The 18,371-nt window shown below is 73.8% G+C and carries 14 protein-coding genes and 2 pseudogenes; 7 read left to right on the plus strand and 9 right to left on the minus strand.

Annotation, left to right across the window (positions count from 1 at the left end):
• Positions 1-78: 78 nt before the first annotated feature.
• Positions 79-1,893 carry a glycoside hydrolase family 15 protein gene (locus tag ABZ342_RS42480; RefSeq protein WP_360485859.1) on the minus strand — a complete coding sequence of 605 codons (1,815 nt, stop codon included), beginning with the start codon at positions 1,891-1,893 and terminating at the stop codon, positions 79-81.
• 136 nt (positions 1,894-2,029) lie between these two features.
• On the opposite strand from ABZ342_RS42480, the gene ABZ342_RS42485 reads away from it, so the two are divergent.
• On the plus strand, positions 2,030-3,430 hold the full coding sequence (locus tag ABZ342_RS42485) for an MFS transporter (RefSeq protein ID WP_360485862.1): 1,401 nt from the start codon (positions 2,030-2,032) through the stop codon (positions 3,428-3,430).
• Between the two features lie 90 nt (positions 3,431-3,520).
• Here ABZ342_RS42485 and ABZ342_RS42490 read toward each other — a convergent pair.
• The 3 genes and pseudogenes from ABZ342_RS42490 to ABZ342_RS42500 form a co-directional block, all read right to left on the minus strand.
• Positions 3,521-3,760: pseudogene (locus ABZ342_RS42490) on the minus strand (potassium channel family protein); the annotation flags it as partial.
• Positions 3,761-3,939: 179 nt separating this feature from the next.
• A complete protein-coding gene (locus ABZ342_RS42495) occupies positions 3,940-4,344 on the minus strand; it encodes an SHOCT domain-containing protein (RefSeq protein ID WP_155546920.1) in 405 nt (134 codons plus the stop codon).
• A 112-nt stretch (positions 4,345-4,456) separates the two neighbouring features.
• Positions 4,457-7,123: a LuxR C-terminal-related transcriptional regulator gene (locus tag ABZ342_RS42500; protein WP_360485865.1), complete on the minus strand. Its 2,667-nt coding sequence runs from the start codon at positions 7,121-7,123 to the stop codon at positions 4,457-4,459.
• A gap of 118 nt (positions 7,124-7,241) precedes the next feature.
• Here ABZ342_RS42500 and ABZ342_RS42505 point away from each other — a divergent pair, with 118 nt between their 5' ends.
• On the plus strand, positions 7,242-7,589 hold the full coding sequence (locus ABZ342_RS42505; RefSeq protein WP_230862890.1) for a hypothetical protein: 348 nt from the start codon (positions 7,242-7,244) through the stop codon (positions 7,587-7,589).
• A 304-nt stretch (positions 7,590-7,893) separates the two neighbouring features.
• On the opposite strand, the gene ABZ342_RS42510 is transcribed toward ABZ342_RS42505, so the two are convergent.
• Together ABZ342_RS42510 and ABZ342_RS42515 are read right to left on the minus strand one after the other, a co-directional pair.
• Positions 7,894-9,270 carry a DUF2252 domain-containing protein gene (locus ABZ342_RS42510; RefSeq protein ID WP_360485868.1) on the minus strand — a complete coding sequence of 459 codons (1,377 nt, stop codon included), beginning with the start codon at positions 9,268-9,270 and terminating at the stop codon, positions 7,894-7,896.
• Positions 9,271-9,699: 429 nt separating this feature from the next.
• Positions 9,700-10,206: a DUF1269 domain-containing protein gene (locus ABZ342_RS42515; RefSeq protein ID WP_360485871.1), complete on the minus strand. Its 507-nt coding sequence runs from the start codon at positions 10,204-10,206 to the stop codon at positions 9,700-9,702.
• Between the two features lie 200 nt (positions 10,207-10,406).
• Here ABZ342_RS42515 and ABZ342_RS42520 point away from each other — a divergent pair, with 200 nt between their 5' ends.
• Entirely contained in the window at positions 10,407-10,868 is a 462-nt protein-coding gene (locus ABZ342_RS42520; protein WP_360485874.1) for a hypothetical protein, read from the plus strand.
• A 117-nt stretch (positions 10,869-10,985) separates the two neighbouring features.
• Positions 10,986-13,535, plus strand: a complete 2,550-nt coding sequence (locus ABZ342_RS42525) for a LuxR C-terminal-related transcriptional regulator (protein WP_360485877.1) — start codon at positions 10,986-10,988, stop codon at positions 13,533-13,535.
• A gap of 3 nt (positions 13,536-13,538) precedes the next feature.
• Here ABZ342_RS42525 and ABZ342_RS42530 read toward each other — a convergent pair whose 3' ends face one another.
• Together ABZ342_RS42530 and ABZ342_RS42535 are read right to left on the minus strand one after the other, a co-directional pair.
• On the minus strand, positions 13,539-14,768 hold the full coding sequence (locus ABZ342_RS42530; RefSeq protein ID WP_360485880.1) for an AI-2E family transporter: 1,230 nt from the start codon (positions 14,766-14,768) through the stop codon (positions 13,539-13,541).
• A gap of 241 nt (positions 14,769-15,009) precedes the next feature.
• A complete protein-coding gene (locus tag ABZ342_RS42535) occupies positions 15,010-15,543 on the minus strand; it encodes a YbhB/YbcL family Raf kinase inhibitor-like protein (protein WP_360485883.1) in 534 nt (177 codons plus the stop codon).
• An 89-nt stretch (positions 15,544-15,632) separates the two neighbouring features.
• Here ABZ342_RS42535 and ABZ342_RS42540 point away from each other — a divergent pair, with 89 nt between their 5' ends.
• Entirely contained in the window at positions 15,633-16,265 is a 633-nt protein-coding gene (locus tag ABZ342_RS42540; RefSeq protein ID WP_155547502.1) for a GntR family transcriptional regulator, read from the plus strand.
• 46 nt (positions 16,266-16,311) lie between these two features.
• Here ABZ342_RS42540 and ABZ342_RS42545 read toward each other — a convergent pair whose 3' ends face one another.
• Positions 16,312-16,512, minus strand: coding sequence for a hypothetical protein (locus tag ABZ342_RS42545; RefSeq protein ID WP_360485886.1), 201 nt, complete (start codon positions 16,510-16,512; stop codon positions 16,312-16,314).
• Between the two features lie 275 nt (positions 16,513-16,787).
• On the opposite strand from ABZ342_RS42545, the gene ABZ342_RS42550 reads away from it, so the two are divergent.
• Together ABZ342_RS42550 and ABZ342_RS42555 are read left to right on the plus strand one after the other, a co-directional pair.
• Positions 16,788-17,939 carry a N(5)-(carboxyethyl)ornithine synthase gene (locus ABZ342_RS42550; RefSeq protein WP_360485889.1) on the plus strand — a complete coding sequence of 384 codons (1,152 nt, stop codon included), beginning with the start codon at positions 16,788-16,790 and terminating at the stop codon, positions 17,937-17,939.
• A 166-nt stretch (positions 17,940-18,105) separates the two neighbouring features.
• A pseudogene (locus ABZ342_RS42555) lies at positions 18,106-18,371 on the plus strand (M15 family peptidase); the annotation flags it as partial.

Consider the following 18,371-nt stretch of genomic DNA (forward strand, 5'->3'; position numbering starts at 1 on the left):
GTCGGTGGGGTGCCTCATCGTGTTCCGCGCCGGGCCCGGCCGGGTCACCCGTCGCGGGCGAGACCGGCGAGCGGCGGGTCAGCCGAGCGCGGCGTCGAGCGTGACGGCGGCGTCGATGAGGGCGAGGTGGGTGAACGCCTGCGGGAAGTTGCCGAGCTGCTCGCCGGTCGGCGCGATTTCCTCGGCGTAGAGGCCGACGTGGTTGGCGTAGGTGAGCATCTTCTCGAACGCCGTGCGGGCTTCCTCGAGCCGGCCCGCGCGGGCCAGCGCGTCGACGTAGGTGAAGCTGCACAAGGAAAAGGTGCCTTCGTCGCCGCTGAGCCCGTCCGGGGACGCGGCCGGGTCGTAGCGGTAGACCAGGCTGTCGGTGACCAGCTCGGCCCGGATCGCGTCCAGTGTGGACAGCCACAGCGGGTCGTGGGAGGGGAGGAAACCGGTGCGGGGCATGCGCAGCAGGGCCGCGTCCAGCTCCTCGCCGGTGTAGTGCTGGACGAAGGCGTTGCGCGTCCGGTGCCAGCCGCGGCCGAGGATCTGGCCGTAGATGGTGTCGCGCTGCCACGCCCAGTCCTCGACCGGCGCGGGGCGGCCGTGGGCGGCGGCCAGCCGGATGCCGCGGTCGAAGGCGACCCAGCTCATCAAGCGGCCGTAGGTGAACGACCGGCGGCCGCCCCGGGTCTCCCAGATGCCTTCTTCGGCCTGGTCCCAGTGTTCGCCGAGCCAGTCCAGCGCCGCCCGCAGGGCGGTCCAGCCCTGGTGGGGGAGCTCGAACCCGGCGCGGTCGGCGGCGTAGACGCTGTCGAGGGCCTCGCCGTAGATGTCGAGCTGCAGTTGCCCGGCCGCGTCGTTGCCGATCCGCACCGGGCTCGACCCCCGGTAGCCGGACCAGTGCGCGAGGCTCTCCTCCTGCAGGTCCGTGGCGCCGTCGACGCGGTACAGCACGGCGAGCGGGCCGCCGGCCCCGGCCCGGCCTTCGCGGATGCGGTCGCCCAGCCAGCTCCCGAACCGGGCCGCTTCCTCGGTGAACCCGAGGGCCAGCAACGCCGAAACCGAGAACGACGCGTCCCGGACCCAGGTGTAGCGGTAGTCCCAGTTGCGTTCCCCGCCGATCCGCTCGGGCAGGCCGAGGGTGGGCGCGGCGACCAGTCCGCCGGTCGGTGCGTAGGTGAGCAGCTTGAGGGTGATCGCCGAGCGGGCCACGACCTCCCGCCAGCGGCCGCGGTAGGTCGAGCGGGCCAGCCACGCCCGCCACCAGTCCACGGTGGTGTCGAAGAGCTCCGTGAACTCGGCGACGCGGATTTCGCGCGGGGGCGCCGCGGCGTCGGTTTCGAGCACGAGCCCGCGGACCTGCCGCGCGGTCAGGGCGAGCCGCAGGTGCACGTCGCCCTCCTCGACGCGCGCGTCGGCGAGGTGTTCGTCGCCGGGCTCGCGGACCGCGTGCAGCACCAGGGAAGTACCCCGCGCGTTGAACACGGCCCCGCTCCGGACGAGCGTCGCCTGGTGCGGACGGCGGCCGTAGTCGAAGCGGGGGGCGACCAGCACGTCGAAGGTCATCCGGCCGCGGACGCAGCGCACGAGCCGGGCGATCCGGTGTTCGGTGGTGGCGGCCGGGCCGCAGGGCGGCATGAAGTCGACCACCTCGCCGATGCCGTCCGGGCCGGAGAAGCGGGTGATCAGCACCGCGGTGTCCGGGTGGTACATCTGCGACGTCGTGTGCTCGCTGGCCGGGCGGATGCGGAACCGGCCGCCGCGTTCGTCGTCGAGCAGCGCGCCGAAGACCGACGGGGAATCGAAGCGGGGGCAGCAGAACCAGTCGATCGACCCGTCGGTCGTCACCAGCGCGGCGGTCTGCAGGTCGCCGATGATCCCGTGCTCGGCGATCGTCGTCTCGGTCATGTGCTCCTCCACGGCAGGCGGGTCCGGTCGCCTGCACCGTCGCGGGAGCGGGTGGGCGCTGCCTCATCCGCGTGGGGTGAGGTGGCCCGGCGGCGGTCGCGCCACCGTGTGCGGTACCCGACCGGAAGGCCCGCCGATGATCGTGCTGCCCCTGGCGCTCGCCCAGTTCGTCGCCAGCTACGCGGCGACCACCATGACCGTGGCCGTCACCGACATCGCCGCCGACCTCGGCACCACGGTGATCGGCGTGCAGACGGCGATCACCGTGTTCACCCTCACCATGGCGTCGCTCATGGTGCCCGGCAGCAAGCTGAGCGACCTGCTGGGCCGCAAGCGGTGCTTCCTGGCCGGGCTGGTCGTCTACGGCGCGGGCGCGCTGCTGGCCTCGGCGGCCCCCGGACCGGGGCTGCTGATCACCGGTTACTCGGTGCTGGAGGGGATCGGGTCGGCGCTGATGATCCCGCCGATCTACATCCTGGTCACGGTGACCAGCCGCGACGTCGAGACCCGCGCCCGCGCGTTCGGCGTGGTGAGCGGGGCGGGCGCGCTGGGTGCCGCGGCCGGGCCGCTGGTCGGCGGCCTGGTCACGACGTGGCTCGGGTGGCGTGCTTCCTTTCTCCTGCAGGTGCTCCTGGTCGTGCTGATCGTCCTGCTGGCGCTGCGCCTGCCCGAGCCGCCCGCCCCGCCCCGCGAGAAGCGGTTCGACGTCGCCGGCGCGATCCTGTCGGCGGCCGGCCTGTTCTTCGTCGTCTTCGGCGTCCTGCAGGCGGGCACCTACGGCTGGCTGGTCTCACGGGCGGACTTCGCCGTCGGCGGCGTCGTGCTGCTGCGGGCCGGCGGGCTCTCGCCGGTGTGGCTGTTCGCCGGCGTCGGCGCCGCCTTCCTGTGGGTGTTCTTCGCGCACGTCCGCGCGCGGGAGCGGGCGGGCCGTGAGCCGCTCGTGCCCCCGGGGCTCTTCCGCGACCGCGTCACCGGGCTCGGGCTGCTGACCCAGCACGTGCAGTGGCTCGTCCTGCAGGGCTCGTTCTTCGTCGTGGCGGTCTTCCTGCAGCAGGTCCGCGGCTACGACGCGATCGAAACCGGGCTGATGCTGACCCCCGCGACGGTCGGCATCCTGGGCGCCTCGGCCACCGCCGGCCGGATGGCGCGGCGGCATCCCCAGCGGCGCCTGGTCCGCGCCGGCTTCGTCCTCGCCCTCGCGGGGCTGGTCCTCGTCCTGCTGCTGGTGCGGGCCGGCTCCGGGGTGGCGAGCGCGATCCCCGGGCTGTTCCTGCTCGGCGCCGGGGTCGGGATCATGCTGACGGCGTCGGTGAACCTGGTGCAGTCCCGGTTTCCGGACTCCGCCCAGGGCGACATCTCGGGGGTGTCGCGCAGCGTGTCGAACCTCGGCTCGGCGGTGGGGACGGCGCTCGCCGGCGCCGTCCTGGCCGGGACGCCGCACCTCGGCGGACGGTCCTTCGCGCTGGCTATCGCGACCTTGGCGGTCGTGGCGGTGGCCGGGCTGGTCGCCGCCCTGCTGCTGCCGGCGCCGGACTGACCCGTCCCTTGTGGACGAACGCCGGTGCCGCACCGCGGTCACGATCACCCGCAGTGCCACGCTCAGCACCACCAGGTCCGCGGCCATCTGGAAGGTCACCAGCACCCGGGCGGCGGGCGAGATCGGCGTGATGTCGCCGAAGCCGACCGTGGCGAACACGGTGACCGTGAAGTAGAGCGCGTCGGTGCGAGTCAGGCCGGTGCCGAAGGACCCCGGCCGGTCGTGGGCGAGCACGTAGTAGACGTCGGCGAACAGGAGCAGGAACAGCGGGACGACGAGTGCGAGCGCCTGGACGCCCTGCCAGGCGGGGTAGGGCGAGCGCAGGATCATCCGCACCTCGCCGGCGACCAGCAGGACCACGACGGCGAGACCGGCGGCGAAGACGGCCACCGTCCACGGCCGCAGGGCCTGGTCGACCGGGAGCAGGTAGTACAGGCAGAGCAGCGCGGTGACCGTCAGCAGGGGCCGGAGCACCGCGAGGTGGACGAACCGCCACCGCCGCGTCGCGGTCAACGCGCGAGAGCCTTCTGCTTGAGCGCGTGGTATTCCGCGTCGTCGATGACGCCTTCCTCCAGCAGCCGCCGGGCTTCGGCGATCTGCGCCGCGCCCGTGGTGTCCGAAGTGGACACCGAGCGCACGTAGTCCTCGAACCGGCGCTGCTGGGCCAGGTGGTACGCCCGCCGCCGTTCACCGAGGTGCCTGCCCTGGATGCCCAGGTACAGCAGGACGCCGAGGATCGGCAGCACGAGCACCAGCACCGTCCAGCCGGCCTTGGCCCAGCCGGACACGTCGGTGCGGCGGTACAGGTCGCCCAGTGCCACGAACAGCAGGCAGAACCAGGCGACCCAGCAGAAGAAGACCAGCATCGTCCCCAAGAGGTCGAAGAACGGGTACTCCGCGTTCGCCAGGGTCATGACGTCTCCTCACACACGGGATCGGGGCCGGGCACGCTCGGGCGTGCCCGGCTCACTGGACCGGATCCCGGGTCCGCCCGCCTCACCCGCGCCGGGTGGGGCGAGCGGTGCGTCAGGTCGTGAAGTCGGCGACCTCGGCGTCGAGGAGACCGCGCTCCTGCGCGATCGCCACCGCCTCGCGCCTGCTGCGGACGTCGAGCTTCGTGTAGATGCCGCGGACGTGGGTCTTGACGGTGTTCGGCGAGACGGTCAGGTCCTCGGCGATCTCGTCGATCGACCGCTGGGTCGGCAGCAGGCGCAGGACGCTGCGTTCGCGTTCGGTCAGCGGGGCCGGCATCGGCGGGGTGCGCAGCCGGCGTCGCAGGGCGAGGATCTCACCGGCGAACCGTTCGCCGGTGCCCAGGCCGCCCAGCCGGCTGGTCAGGAACCCGACCAGCTCCGGCGGGGCGAAGACGAACGGGAACCGGACGCCGGTCGGTTCGGCGACGCGCAACGCCTCGTCCAGCAAGCGGACCGCCCGCTCCCGCGCACCCGCCGCCAGCGCGGCCTGCACGCCGACGAGGGACGCCTCGATCGTGGCCCACGGCAGCGCCATGGGTGGTCCGTCCTCCGTCAGGGACCGCAGCACGGAGCTCGCCGCGTGGTGGCGGCCGAGCCGCAGCTGGGTCCGTGCGCGCATCAGCAGCAGCTCGCCCGACCCGGCGAGGATCGGGTGGGCCCAGCGCACGGCCTCCCTGGCCTGGCTCGCCGCCCCCAGCCGCAACGCCGCGCGCTGTTCCAGCACGGCGCACAAAGCCGCGTGGCCGGCGGGGCAGGCCCGGCCGGTCCCGAGCCGGATGCGGGCCCGGCGCATCCGCCGCAGTCCCGCGTGCCAGCCGCCGAGCTCGAACTCCGCGGCTCCCCGCAGCGTTTCCGCGACCAGCCGGAGGTCCTGGGCCGCTCGCGCGGGGGCGTCCCCGACGAGCTGTCCGATCCGCTTCGCGTGCGTCAGGGCGTCGGCGGGTTGGCCGCGCAGCAGGGCGCCGTAGGCGAGCAGGGCGCACGCTTCGGCTCCTTGCAGCGACCGGAAATGATCCTGCCGCGCCCGCCGGGCCTCGGCGCGGCGGGCGAGCGTCTCCATCACGCGGTAGTCGCCGTCGTAGCCGGCCAGCTCGCCCAGCGTGGTGAGGCACTGGGCGACCGTGAAGTCTTCGTCGCGCCGCTCCGCGGTGTCGAGGACCCGGACCAGCTCCGCGCGGGCCGCCGCGCGGTCGTGCGGGGCGAGGAGGACGGCGGTCCGGTGGAGGGTCGCGAGGTCACCGAGGCCGGCCTCGGCGGCCAGGCGCTCATCGACCTGCTCGGCCGCGCGGACGGCCTGGACCGGAGTGCGGTCGAGCCGGGTGAGCCGGGAGTACGCCAGCTGGCGCAGGACGGTCAGCTCCGCCGTCGGCCGGTCCGGCCACGCCACCTCCGCCCGGGCCAGCTGCAGCCCGGCCGCCGACGTCTCCGCGGCCTCCAGGCACAGCGCGGCCGAGATCAGCGCCGCCAGCGGATCGGCCGTGACCCGCCGGTTTTCGAGCACGGTCAGTGCCAGCCGCAGGACGTGGTGCTCGCCCGCGAGGAACAGCGGCACGGCGTTCTCCCGCAGCAGTTCGCCGACCCGCGCGGGATTGCCCGAGCGGACGCTGTGCAGCAGCGCCGGTGCCGGGCGGTCGTGTCCGGCGAACCAGCGCGCCGCCGTCGCGTGCAGGGTCCGGCTCCGGTCCGGGGCGCGCCGCTGCAGGTCCGCGCGCAGGTAGGTGCGCAGCAGTGGCGTCACGCTGTGGTGCGGCGGACTGCCACCGGACTCGACCACCCGGGTGGCCGGCTCGCCCAGCTCGCGGAGCGTCGCTTCCGCGTCCGCGCGGCCGCAGAGCACCGGCGCGAGCCCGGCCGGGACCTCGTCGCAGATGCTGATCGTGCGGAGCAGCTCCCGCTGCACCGGGGTCAGGGGGGCGAGGACTTCGTCGGTCAGGTAGTCGAGCACCGCGGTGTCGCGGCCGGTGTCGAAGTCCCGCAGGCTGCCGTGGCGGACGGCGGACGCGGCGGCGAGGCGCAGCCCGGCCGGCCAGCCCCCGGTCCGGGCGACGAGCGGGCCGACCTCGTCCGGCGGGACCGTCGCCCGGGCCGTGGCGAGCAAGGCCTTCGCTTCCTCGGTGGAGAACCGCAACTGCTCGGCGCCGACCTCGACAAGCCGGTCCGCGAGCCGGGCCCGGCCCAGCGGCAGCGGCGGCTCCCGCCGGCTCGTGACGGCCAGGCACAGTCCCGCCGGCTGGTGCCGGACCAGTTCCCGCAGCCCGTGCCACGGGCCGGGGGCGGTGATCTCCTGGGCGCCGTCGAGGATGAGCACGACGGGCTCGGGCAACGCGTCCAGTGCGTCGGCCACCCGGGCCAGGAAGGCGAGGTCGGTGCTGGGCTCGCCGGGTACTTCCAGCTGCCGCAGCGAGGAGCCGTCCGGGACGGGCCCGCAGCGGCCCAGCGACTCGAGGACCGCGGCCCAGAAGAGCCGGTCATCGTTGTCATCGGCGTCGGCGGACAGCCAGGCGACCGCGTCGCGGCCCCGGCGGCGCGCCCAGTCGGCGAGGAGCACCGTCTTGCCGAACCCGGCCGGGGCGCCGACGAACACGATGGCCGCCTCGCCCCTTCCGTCGAGGGGGCCGAGCAGGCGCGGTCGCGACACGAAATCCGACGGCGGGCCGGGGACGGTGATCTTCGCCCTCGGGACCCGTCTTCGGGGCGAGTCATCGCGGCACGGGTTCATGCGCAATTCTCCTTCGCACTCGGTTCCGGACATTCTCGGCGGATCCTGCCACGCAATTAGCTCGGCTCACCCGCTGCGGGCGACGAAAACGACAGCCGTGCGCAGAATCGTGTGCGCCGTGAAAAGTCGTGGAGATTCCCCGGAAAGCCGTCGCGGCGGCACGCGCCGATTCGCCGCCTCCCAGTTCCTCTGGCTCGGGCCGGGTGAGGTCGTGGTGCTCGACGTGGTGCGGACGGGCCGGATCAGCGTCGGCTCGGTCCTGCTCTGGCTGGTCGTGGCGCTGGCCGCCCTGACGCCGGTGGCCGAGGTGCGGGTCGGCGTCCGGGCCGGTGCGGACCTGGTCGCCCGGCTGCTGTTCCTGCCGCCGCGCGGGTGGTCGATGGCCGTCGTCCTGATCGACGTCGTCGTGCTCGCCCGCGCGTGGTATTCGGCGGGCCGGGCGCGGCGGGACGGGGGCACCCGGTGAGCCGGCCCGCCCTCCTCGGCTTCCGCGCGGGCGTGAATTACGTCTTCCGGGGGTGCGGGGCAATTCCGGAATGGGTCGTCGAAGGCGTCGACGGCTTTCGGGGTGTGCTCGTCGTCCCCGTTCCACCCGAAACAATCGTCTTCGGCACGCTGGGAGACCCCGGCAGCCTGCCCCGAATCCTGGGCAGGCTCGAGGCGCTCGGGATGCGCGTGGCGTCCGTGCACCGCGTCCGGGAACTCCCGGGGTCGCCGCCCGGCGGGAGTTCCTGACCCGCCGCCGGGCTCCGCCCGCGCGAGGCGGTCCGTCACGACCCGGAGGCCGCCGTGACGTGGCCGAGCCGGATCGCCTGGCGCAGCGCCGCGTGGTCGCGTTCGTTCTGGTCGGCGCAGGCCACCGCGAACTCCCGGACGGCCTCGGCGAACGCCGGACCGGAGCCCAGGTACGCGGCGATCGCGAGCGCGTCGCCGGTGCGGGCGTGGGCCCGCGCCAAGGTCCACCCGCACAGCCGGGCGTGCGACCGCAGCACGTCCGGGGTCATCGTCGTGCCGTCGCCGGTGAGCCGGCCGCCGCGCAGCCGCCGGACGTGGAAGTCGCGGGGGCGGCCGTCGACGTCGGCGTCGTGCGCCCAGCCGAGGAAGACGTCCCCGGCGGCCTGGATCAGCCGCTGCCCGGCGACCACCCGCCGGCCCGGACCACCCGCCGCGGCGACGCCGGCGTACTCCTGCAGCACCGACGGCCCGGCCTCCTTCAGCTGAAGGAAGAGCGGATCCCCGGTACCGGTCCGCGCGAGCAGCGCCACCCAGCACCGGGTGCCGGCTCCGCCGGGGCCGGGCACCGTGCGGGCGACGTCGGCCAGCCGGTAGCGGTCCAGCAAGGCCCGCCGCGCCGGGCCGAGCGTGTACCGGTAGCGCGAAAGCACCGCGCCGAGACGGTCCGCGAGCGTCGCCGGGTCACCGTCGCCGGCGAGGTGGCCGGCCGGGACGACCACCGGCGGACGCGTGGCGAGCCGCAGCTGCCCGTCGCGGATTTCGGTGAACCGGCGGCCGCCGGTGTCGCGGCCGGGTACGCCGGACCTCGCCGGACCCAGGTGGTGGGCCGCGACCACGCGCAACGTCCGGGCGTCGGCGGGGGCGAAGAAGATTTCGAGCGACGTCCGGCGGGCGAAGTCGTGCATCGCGAGGCGGTACGACTCCACCGCGGCGACCACCGTGCGCCGCCGCTGGGCCGGCGGGTGTCCCGTCTCCCGGCTGGTGACCTCGAAGCTCGCGGCGAGCCGCTTGACGTCCCATTCCCAGGGCGCGCGCAGGGTTTCGTCGAAGTCGGCGAAGTCGAACACGAGCCGGCGGCCCTGGGCGGCGAACAACCCGAAGTTGGCGAGCTGGGCGTCTCCGCACGCCTGGACCGGGAACCCGGTCCGCGGCGTCGTGGCGAGGTCGGCCGCGGCCGGCAGCGCGGCGCCGTGGAAGTAGGCGAGGGGCGAAGCGGCCATCCGGCCGTAGCGCAGCGGCAGCAGCTCCGGCACCCGGTCGGCGTCCTGGCCGGCCAGCAAAGCGAGTGGATCGGCGCGTCCGGCGGGGCCGGGGAACTCGGCGTGGCGGGCCGCCGGCACCGCGATGCGGGCGGCCCGGGCCCGAGCGGTCCGCACGTCGGGGGCCGCGGTGTCCATTTCGGTGAGTGGCATGGACGGATCGTCGGCCGCGGAACCGGCCGGGGCGTCGCCCGCCGGGGGGTGAAGCGGGGAGTCATCCACCACGGGTGACGACTCGCCGCGGCCGGCGTCGCAGGCTGGGTCCGTGGAGACGCGGTGGTGGCGAAGCGGATGACGGGTGAGACGTCGGTGCCCCGGCGGGTGTATCGCGGGGGATCTCCGAGGCGGTGCCGTTCGGGTTCCCCGGCTTCGCCACTTCGTCCGGCGGGCCCCGGTGGCGGCCGGGGCGGGCCGGTCGGACGCCGGTCGTGCCGTGTCCTCCGCGGGTGGCCGCGGCGGCGCTCGGGGGCGTCGCCGCGGTCCGGCCCGTGCCGGCGTATCCGCCTGCACCCGACCGGCGGTCCGCGGTGGACTGATCGGAACAGCGGCCGCCGCCGTCCGGTCGCATGCGGACGCCCTGCACTACAAGCGTTCCCGCTGAGGTGCCTCGCCGAAGGCCTCGCGCAGCCGGGATTCTTCCTCCTCGGACAGGTTGGTGCTCAGCAACGTCGCGCCGGTTTCCTTGAACGGTTCGACCACCCGGTCCAGCACCGTGCCGTCCGACATCACGAACAGCGCCGAGGTGCCCGGGGTGACCTGGTTCCGGACGGTGTCGATGAACTCTTCGTCGATGCCGATGTGGCTCAGCGATCCCGTCAGTGCCCCGATCGCCGCGCCGACGGCCGCGCCGAGCAACGGGACGAGGAAGATGAGGCCGAACAGCAGGCCCCAGAAGGCCCCACCCAGCGCGCCGGCACCGGTCAGGGAGCCGAGGTCCTTGGTCTTGGGCTTCTTCCGTCCTTCCGGCCAGGTGACGTAAGCCGCGTCCGCGATGGAGATCAGCTGCTGTTTCTGTAGCTGGCGAAGCAGTTCCAGTGCGTTTTCGGCGCCTTCGACGGTGGGGAACCTCCACACGGTCAACGTGGCCATGACTCCTCCTCGGTCCGGGATCGGTGGTCTGCCGAACTGTTTCCCGGGCGTCGAAGCGCGGCATCGCCCACGCCGTGTGAGCCGCGGACCGGCCGTGGCCGGAGCAGCCGATCTCACCTGGGGCGGGCGAGGACCGGCGGACGACCGACCGACCATGATCGCCCGGGTCCGCAGCTCCGAGGCAGGAAGCAGAGGGAATCATGACCGACCACACGCAGCCATGGACCGGATCGACCGGCGCACGGACGCCGACCCCGCCGGAGCGGGCCGTCGCCCGGTCACGGCGGGTCGGCTGGATCTGGTTCGCCGCGGCGATCACCGTCCTGGCCGGACTGTTCAACGTCGTGGAGGGACTGGTCGCGCTGTTCGACCGGGACTACTACGTGCTCGGCCCGTCCGGACTGCTCGTCTTCACCTTGAACGGCTGGGGCTGGATCCACCTGATCGTCGGTGGCCTCGCCGTGCTGGCGGGCATCGCGCTGTCCACCGGCGCGCAGTGGGCGCGGGTCGTCACGGTCGCGCTCGCCGGCTTCAACGCACTGGCGCAGCTGACTTTCCTGTCCGCCTACCCGTACTGGGGCATCGTCGTGATCGCCCTCGACGTCCTCGTGATCTGGGCCGTCATCGTGCACGGCGACGAATCCACCTACGAAATCTGGTGATCCGGGAGACGCGGCCGCGTCTCACCGGCCGGTGATCAGTACAGTCGTGGCCTCCGTCCGGCGCCGAACGCGAGGACCGGGGGCGATTCTCCCGACGGCCGAGAGGTTGACGTGCTCGTGCGAACGACGACCCGGTTCCGGCCGGTCCCCGGTGGCAAGGTCACGGTGCCGCGGCTGCCGGGGACCTTCGTCCCCCGACCCCGGCTGGGGGCGCTGTTCGACCGCGCCACCGTCCGGCCGGTCACGGTGGTCCGTGCCCCGGCCGGGGCCGGCAAGACCACGGCGCTGGCGAGCTGGGCCGGCGACGGCCGCACCGTCGCCTGGGTGTCGCTGGACGAGAACGACAACGACGAACCCCGGTTGTGGGCGGGGATCCTGTGCGCGCTGCGCCGCTGTCCCGCGGTGGCCGGGAAGAGCGCGGTGCACCGGCTTTCCCCGCCGTCGCCCGGGCGGCGGCGCGGATTCCTGGCGGACCTGGACGACGCGCTCACCGGCCTGAGCCGTCCGGTGCGGCTGGTCCTGGACGACCTGCAGGAGATCTCCCACCCGGACGCGCTGGAGGCGCTCGCGGCCCTCGTACACCGGGTGCCGTCCGGTGTCCGGCTGGTGCTGGTCACCCGCGTCGAGCCGCGGCTGCGGCTGGCCCGGCTGCACGTGGAGGGCGTCCTGTCCCGGGTGGACGCGGCCGAACTCCGGTTCACCACCAAGGAAACGACGGTCCTGCTGCGGGCCACCGGGGCCACGGTGGGCGACGACCGCGTCCGGGAGCTCACCGAGTGCACGGCGGGCTGGGCCGCCGCCCTCGGCTGGGCCGCGGTGTCCGTACGCGAAGCGGGGGACGCGGACGCGCTCGTCGCCTCCGTCACCGGGGACGAGCGCGCCGTGGCCAAGTTCTTCGCCGACGAAGTGCTGTCGCGGCTGCCCGCGGCGACATCGGATCTGTTGCTGTTCCTCAGTGTCTGCGACGCCGTGAGCGCGACGCTCGCCGTCCGCTTGTCCGGCCGCGCGGACGCCGGGGCACGGCTGGACGAGCTCGAGCGGGCGCTGGGTCTCGTCGCGCGCACGCCGGCCGACACCTACCGGCTTCCGCCGCTGCTGCGGGGTTTCCTGCGTGCCGAGCTGGCCCGGCGGGACCCGGCGCGGGTGCTGCGGCTGCACGGGACCGCCGCGGCGTGGTTCGCCGGCGAAGGCCGGTTCGGGGAGGCACTCCGGCACGCCGTGGCGGGCCGTGACCGGCAGCGCGTCCTTTCCCTCGCACGGGAGCACGCCGTGCGCCAGGCCCAGGCCGGTGACGGCGAGCCGGTGCGGGTCGCGCTCACCCACCTGGGCCCCGCGGCCGTCGCGGCGAGCCCGTCGCTGCGGCTGGCGTCGGCGCTGGAAAACATCCAGCGCGGGGACCTCGCCGGCGCCGCGGCCGACCTGGCGGGGGAGGCGCCGGGCGACGACCGGTGGCCCCTCGCCGTCCGTCATCTCGCGGTGGTGACCGGCGAGCGCCCGCCGGAGACCGCGGAGGCCGTGCCGTCCCCGGACTTCGACGCCTGGGCGAACCTCGACCTCGCCTGGCGGTCACTGCACCGCGGGGCCCGCCGGCACGCCGTCACCCGGGCGCGGGAAGCCCTGCGCCTGGCTCACGACGAGCGGCTCGACCACCTCGTGCTCCACAGCCGGCTGGCACTGGCCGTCGCGACCGCCCTCCACGGCGAGCACCCGGCGATGCGGCGCGCCTGCACGGGCGCGCTGGCCGTCGCGCGCCGGCACGGCTGGCGCCGGTCCCCGGGCGTGGCCGAGTGCCACCTCCTGCTGGCCTACGACGACCTGATGCGCGCCGAGCCCGTCGCCGCGGCCCGTGAGCTGGCCCAGGCGACGTCGGCGGAAGTGCCCGGGGGCCCGCCGCTGCTGGGACCGCTCCGCGAGTTCTTCGAGGGCATGGTGCGCTTCGACGACGGCGACCGGGGCGCGGGCTCGCAGGGCATGCGCGCGGCCCGGCACCGGCTCGCCCTCGCCGAACTGCCCCCCGAGGTCGTCGGGGTGTGCGCGGTCGCGGAGTACCACGCGGCGCTCGTCCTCGGCGAAGGGCTGCACGCCGCGGAGGTGCTCGCCTGGGTGCACGAGCGGCTGCCCGGCAGCGGCGAGCTGGCCCTCCTGCGGGTCCGGGCCCACCTCGCCGCCGACGAACCCGATGCGGCGGAAGCGGTTCTGCGGGAAACCGCCTCGGCGAAAGCGGTGCTGCCCGCGACGCCGGTCGACCGGTGCCTGGCCGAAACCGCGCTCGCACTGCGTTCGCACCGGCGGACCAAGGCACTCCACGCCCTCGACCGCGCGCTCGCCCTCGCCCGCCCGAACGGCCTCGTGCGGCCGTTCGCGCTCGCCGAACCGCGGGTCGGGCACCTGCTGATCGACCACTCGGGCGGCTTCGGCTCGCTGGACCGGTTCGCGCAGGCGGTCCGTGGCCGGCTCGTCCCGCGGACCCGGTCCAGCGGCCTGACCGACCGCGAGCAGGTGGTGCTGCGGAGCCTGCCTTCCCAGCGTTCGCTGGACGAAATCGCGTCCGACCTCACCGTGTCGGTCAACACCGTGAAGACCCACGTGCGGGCCATCTACGGCAAGCTCGGCGTGAACAACCGGCGCTCCGCCGTCGTCGTCGCCCGCCAGAACGGCTTGACCTGATAATCATTCGTCCTCGCGGCGGGGCGCGGACAGCAGCGCGTCGGCCCAGCGGGCCCGCGGGTCGACGTCCACGAGCAGCGCCTTGGCCAGCAGGGTCGCCGGCACGGCGAGGACCGCGCCGAGCGGGCCCAGCAGCCAGGTCCAGAACACGAGCGCCAGCACCGTGACCAAAGTGGACAGACCGACCGAGCCGGCGACGAACCGCGGCTGGATCAGCGACTGCACCACGAAGTTCAGGCCGGCGTACACGACGAGCACCACGAGCAGGGAGCGCCAGCCGCCGTCGAGCAGGGCGATGAACGCGGGGGGCGCCACCCCGATCACGAAGCCCACGTTGGGAACGTAGTTGGTGACGAACGCGAGCAGCCCCCACAGCGCCGCGCCCGGGATCCCGAGCAGGGCGAGGGCGGTCGTGTCGAGCGCCGCGACGAGCCCGCCGAACACGGTCGTCACGAGCAGGTACCGGCGCGTGCCGACCGCGAAACCCCGCAGGGAAGCCGAAATCCACGGCCGGTCACGGGCGATCCGGCCGAGGCGTTGCCCCGCCCAGGCCGTTTCGGCACTGAGGAACAGCAGGAGGGCGAGCAAGAACGCCAGGTTGGTCACCAGGCCGCCGACCCCGGCGAGCAGGGAACCGGCCAGGCCGACCAGTTTCCCGGCGTCGACGGACGAGAGCATCGCGCGCAGCTGCGGTTCGCCGACGCCGAACCGGCCGAGCACGCCCAGCCCGTCGTGCAGCAGCTCGTCGAGCCGCCCGGCGTAGTGGGGGACCAGTGCCGACAGCTGCGCGACGGAGACCACGATGACGAGGAAGAAGACGAGCAGGACCGCGTAGACCGCGGCCGCCAGCACGGCGACGGTCAGCCAGCGCGGAAGTCCCTTGCGCCGCAACCAGGTCCGGATCGGGTCGAGGGTGATGACGACGACGAGGGCGAGGAAGACGGGGCCGGCGAACCAGGCGACGGCCTGCACGCCGGCGAGCACGACCACTGCGGCGGCGGCGCCCAGCAGCACGACGAGCGCGCGGGGCGGGGAGCCGCCGCCGGTACCGAGGTCGTCTTCGGGCGGCCACGGGACCGGCGGCAGGTGCCCACCCGCGCCGAAGCGATCGGCGAACCCCCGGAAGGGGTGCCGGGGGGAGCGACGCTCCCGCCGCTCGCCGGCCGCGGCCCGGTTTCGCCGGGGCAAGCGGAAACGGTGGGCCGGGAAGTCGGTGAGCGAAGCTCGCACCATGCGGATCCTCCGGAATCAGGCGGCCGTGTCACGGTCGCCGATCCGGGAGGCTCGCGCGTCACCCGGCACGGGCGAAACCCGGTGCGGGACAGGAGGTGTGGCTCGATCGGGCTAACGCCTGGAGGGTTTCGGCACCCGATCGTCAGCCGCGTGCCGCAGGTCGCCGGGGTGACCAGCGCGGCAGCCCGTCGTGTCGTCTTCGGTGAGCGTCGCGAGGCCCTCGCCGGTGAACCGCGATGCTTCAGGAAGGCGTCTCGGCGGTGGCGGTCAGGACCGCGCGGCCGAGGATGTGGCCCGCCATGGTGAAGCCGAGGACGGCCGGGGTTGCGTCGGACGGGACGCCGATCGAGGCGACCGCGAGGGCGTGCACCACGACGAAGTAGCGGTGCGGTCCGTGGCCGGCGGGCGGGGCGGCGCCCAGGTAGTGCGGCACGCGGGCGTCGTTGGGCAGCTGGAAAGCGCTTTCCGGTAGGCCGGAGCCGGTGGCGTCGCCGGCGCCCTCGGATAGCTCGGCGACGGTCGCGGGGATGTCGGCGACCGCCCAGTGCCAGAACCCGGAGCCGGTGGGGGCGTCGGGGTCGTAGACGGTGACGGCGTAGCTCCGGGTGCCTTCCGGTGCGCCGCTCCAGGACAGCTGCGGCGAGAGGTCCTTGCCTCCCGGGACTCCCGAAGACCACTGCTCGAGGGGCCAGGCGGCGCCGTCGGCGACCGAGGTGCTGGTGACGGAGAAGGCGGCCGCTTCCGGGAGACGGGCGAACGGGTCGTTGACGGTCATCTGAGGTTCCTTCCAAGGAGTGACGTCATCGACGATAGCACAGATAATCGATTATCTGAGTCAACATCTATGCTGTGCCCATGGCTCAGATGCTGTCGGAGCAGGTCTACGCACACCTGCGGGACGCGATTATGCGCGGCGACTACGCGCCCGGCGAGGCGCTCAAGCCCCAGGACCTCGCCCGGGACCAGGGCGTAAGCCTGGCCGTCGTGCGCGAGGCGCTCGTGCGGGTGGTCGGCGAGGGCCTGGCCGACCGGCTGCCGAACCGCGGCTTCGCCGTCCCGGCGTTCTCCGACCGGCGCTGGCAGGAGATCACGGAGGCGCGCCGGACCGTGGAACCGGTCGTGCTGCGCCTTTCCGTCGAGCGCGGCGACGTCGACTGGGAGGCTCGGGTGCGGGCCGCGCACCACCGCCTGGCCCGCACCGAGCCGTACGCGCCGGGCGAGGGCGAGTACTACAGCGGTGCCTGGTCCGAGGCGCACCGGACGTTCCACCGCACCCTGCTGGAGGGGTGCGGCAACGCCGCCCTGCTCGAGACCTTCGACCGGATGTGGGCCGCGAGCGAGCTGGCTCGCCGGTGGTCTTCGCAGCGGGCGCCCGAACGGGACGCCGTCGGTGAGCATCGCGGCCTGGAGGAGGCGGCTCTGGACCGTGACGCCGACTCCGCGGCGGCACTGCTCGTCCGGCACCTCACTCTGACCGCGGCGGCCCTGGAGAGCTGAAGTCGCCCCGGCGACCGAGCCGAGGCAGGGGCTCAGCCGGCCGGTGTCAGCGGCGGCCGGACGGGTCGGGTGCCCACGTGGCCACCGGGCCGCGCTGGCGCGGTGCGGGTCCGGTCGCGTCGTCCGAGGGCGCCGGGGTGTACACCGGCTGGCGGAACAGGTTGCCGTACCGGCTTTCCTGGGGCGCGGTGAGCGCTCCGGGGCGGGGTTCTTCGGCGATGGGGTGGCTGAACAGCGAACTGTCCATTGTGGAAGCGGTAATGGGGGGTCCTTTCGAGGATGCCACGGGAAGCGGCGTGGTTCCGGCGCCGGCCACGGCCGCTCACCGTCAGGGTGCTCGCGTGCCGCAACCGGATCCTTCGGGCCGGGCGACTTCTCCGTCGTGGAAATCCGACGGGGTGGAAGGGGGCCGAGGACGGCGCGGGTTCTCCGACTCGCGCTCGAGATGCTCTCGGACACCACCCAGCGTACACGACGTCTTCGCGGAGTGTGTTAAGACTGGCACCTAGCAAAGGGGCCACTGTGCACCAGCTCACTCTCGGCGTCATCGCGCGTTCACGGAAAGAGAACGAACGGCGGTTGCCGATCCACCCGCACCACCTCGACCGGATCGACGCCGATCTCCGGCAGTCCATCTACCTCGAACACGGCTACGGCGAACCCTTCGGCGTGCCCGACGAGCGCTTGGCGGCCGACGTCGCCGGGCTGCGCACGCGCGAGCAGCTCATCGCCGAATGCGACGTCGTCCTGCTGGCCAAGCCGTTGCACGAAGACGTCGCCGAGCTGCGGTCCGGCCAGGTGCTGTGGGGCTGGCCGCACTGCGTGCAGGACGTCGAGCTGACCCAGCTGGCCATCGACCGGAAGCTGACGGTCATCGCGTTCGAGGCGATGAACCACTGGCGGCGCGACGGCTCGTTCGGCCTGCACGTCTTCCACAAGAACAACGAGCTGGCCGGGTACTGCTCGGTGTTGCACGCGCTGCAGCTGGTCGGGTCGACCGGCGACTACGGCCGCCGGCTGCGGGCCGTGGTGATCGGCTTCGGCGCGACCGCGCGCGGCTCGGTGACCGCGCTGAACGCCCACGGGATCCACGACGTCGACGTCCTCACCGCGCGCGGTCTCAGCGCGGTCGGCTCGCCGATCCACTCCGCGACGATGGTGCACATCGACCACGACGCGAACAACCCGGGCGACCTGCGCCGCAGCCACGCGATCACCGACCACGGCCGGGTCCCGCTCGCCGGGTTCCTCGCCGAGCACGACATCGTCGTCAACTGCGTGCTGCAGAACACCGCCGAGCCGCTGACGTTCCTGATCGAGGAGGACCTCGCCGCGTTCACGCCCGGCAGCCTCGTCGTCGACGTCTCCTGCGACGAAGGCATGGGCTTCAGCTGGGCCCGGCCCACGACGTTCGCCGAGCCGACGTTCCCGATCGGCGACGGCCTCACCTACTACGGCGTCGATCACAGCCCGTCGTACCTGTGGAACTCGGCGACCTGGGAGATCAGCGAAGCCCTGCTGCCGCACCTGCGGGCAGTCCTTTCCGGACCGTCCACATGGGACGAAAACGAGACGGTCCGGCGCGCGGTGGAGATCCGCGACGGCACGATCGCCAACCCCGCGATCCTGTCCTTCCAGGACCGCGCACCGGAGTACCCGCACCCGCGCCGCTGAGCGCCCACGTCGTCCACCGTCCGTCGCGGCCGAGAGGGAAGAGAGACCACGCCGGACGGCGGGACGGCGTTTATCCGTTGTGACCAATACGACTTCGCCTCAGCCGGGCCGCGGGGCCGAGCGTGGTGTGGTCATGAATCCGAGAACCAGAGTTCTTGTCGTCCTGATGTTCGCGTTGTCGGTGGTGCTGGCGGGTGTGACGCCGGCGCCGGCGGCCCTGGCCCGGACTGTGGAGCTGGCGGCGCCGGCGGGGAGTGGTCTTCCGCCGTATGTCGCGGTGATCAAGCCGGTGTCGGCTGAGCGGCTGGGGTCGAGCTGGCATGAGGGGTGCCCGGTCGGTCCGGATCAGTTGCGGTTGGTGAGCTTGCCGTTCGTGGGGTTCGACGGTGGGGTGCACCGGGGTGAGCTGGTCGTGAACGCCGATCGTGCGGT

The organism is Amycolatopsis sp. NPDC005961 (assembly GCF_040629235.1).
Classification (GTDB): domain Bacteria; phylum Actinomycetota; class Actinomycetes; order Mycobacteriales; family Pseudonocardiaceae; genus Amycolatopsis; species Amycolatopsis camponoti.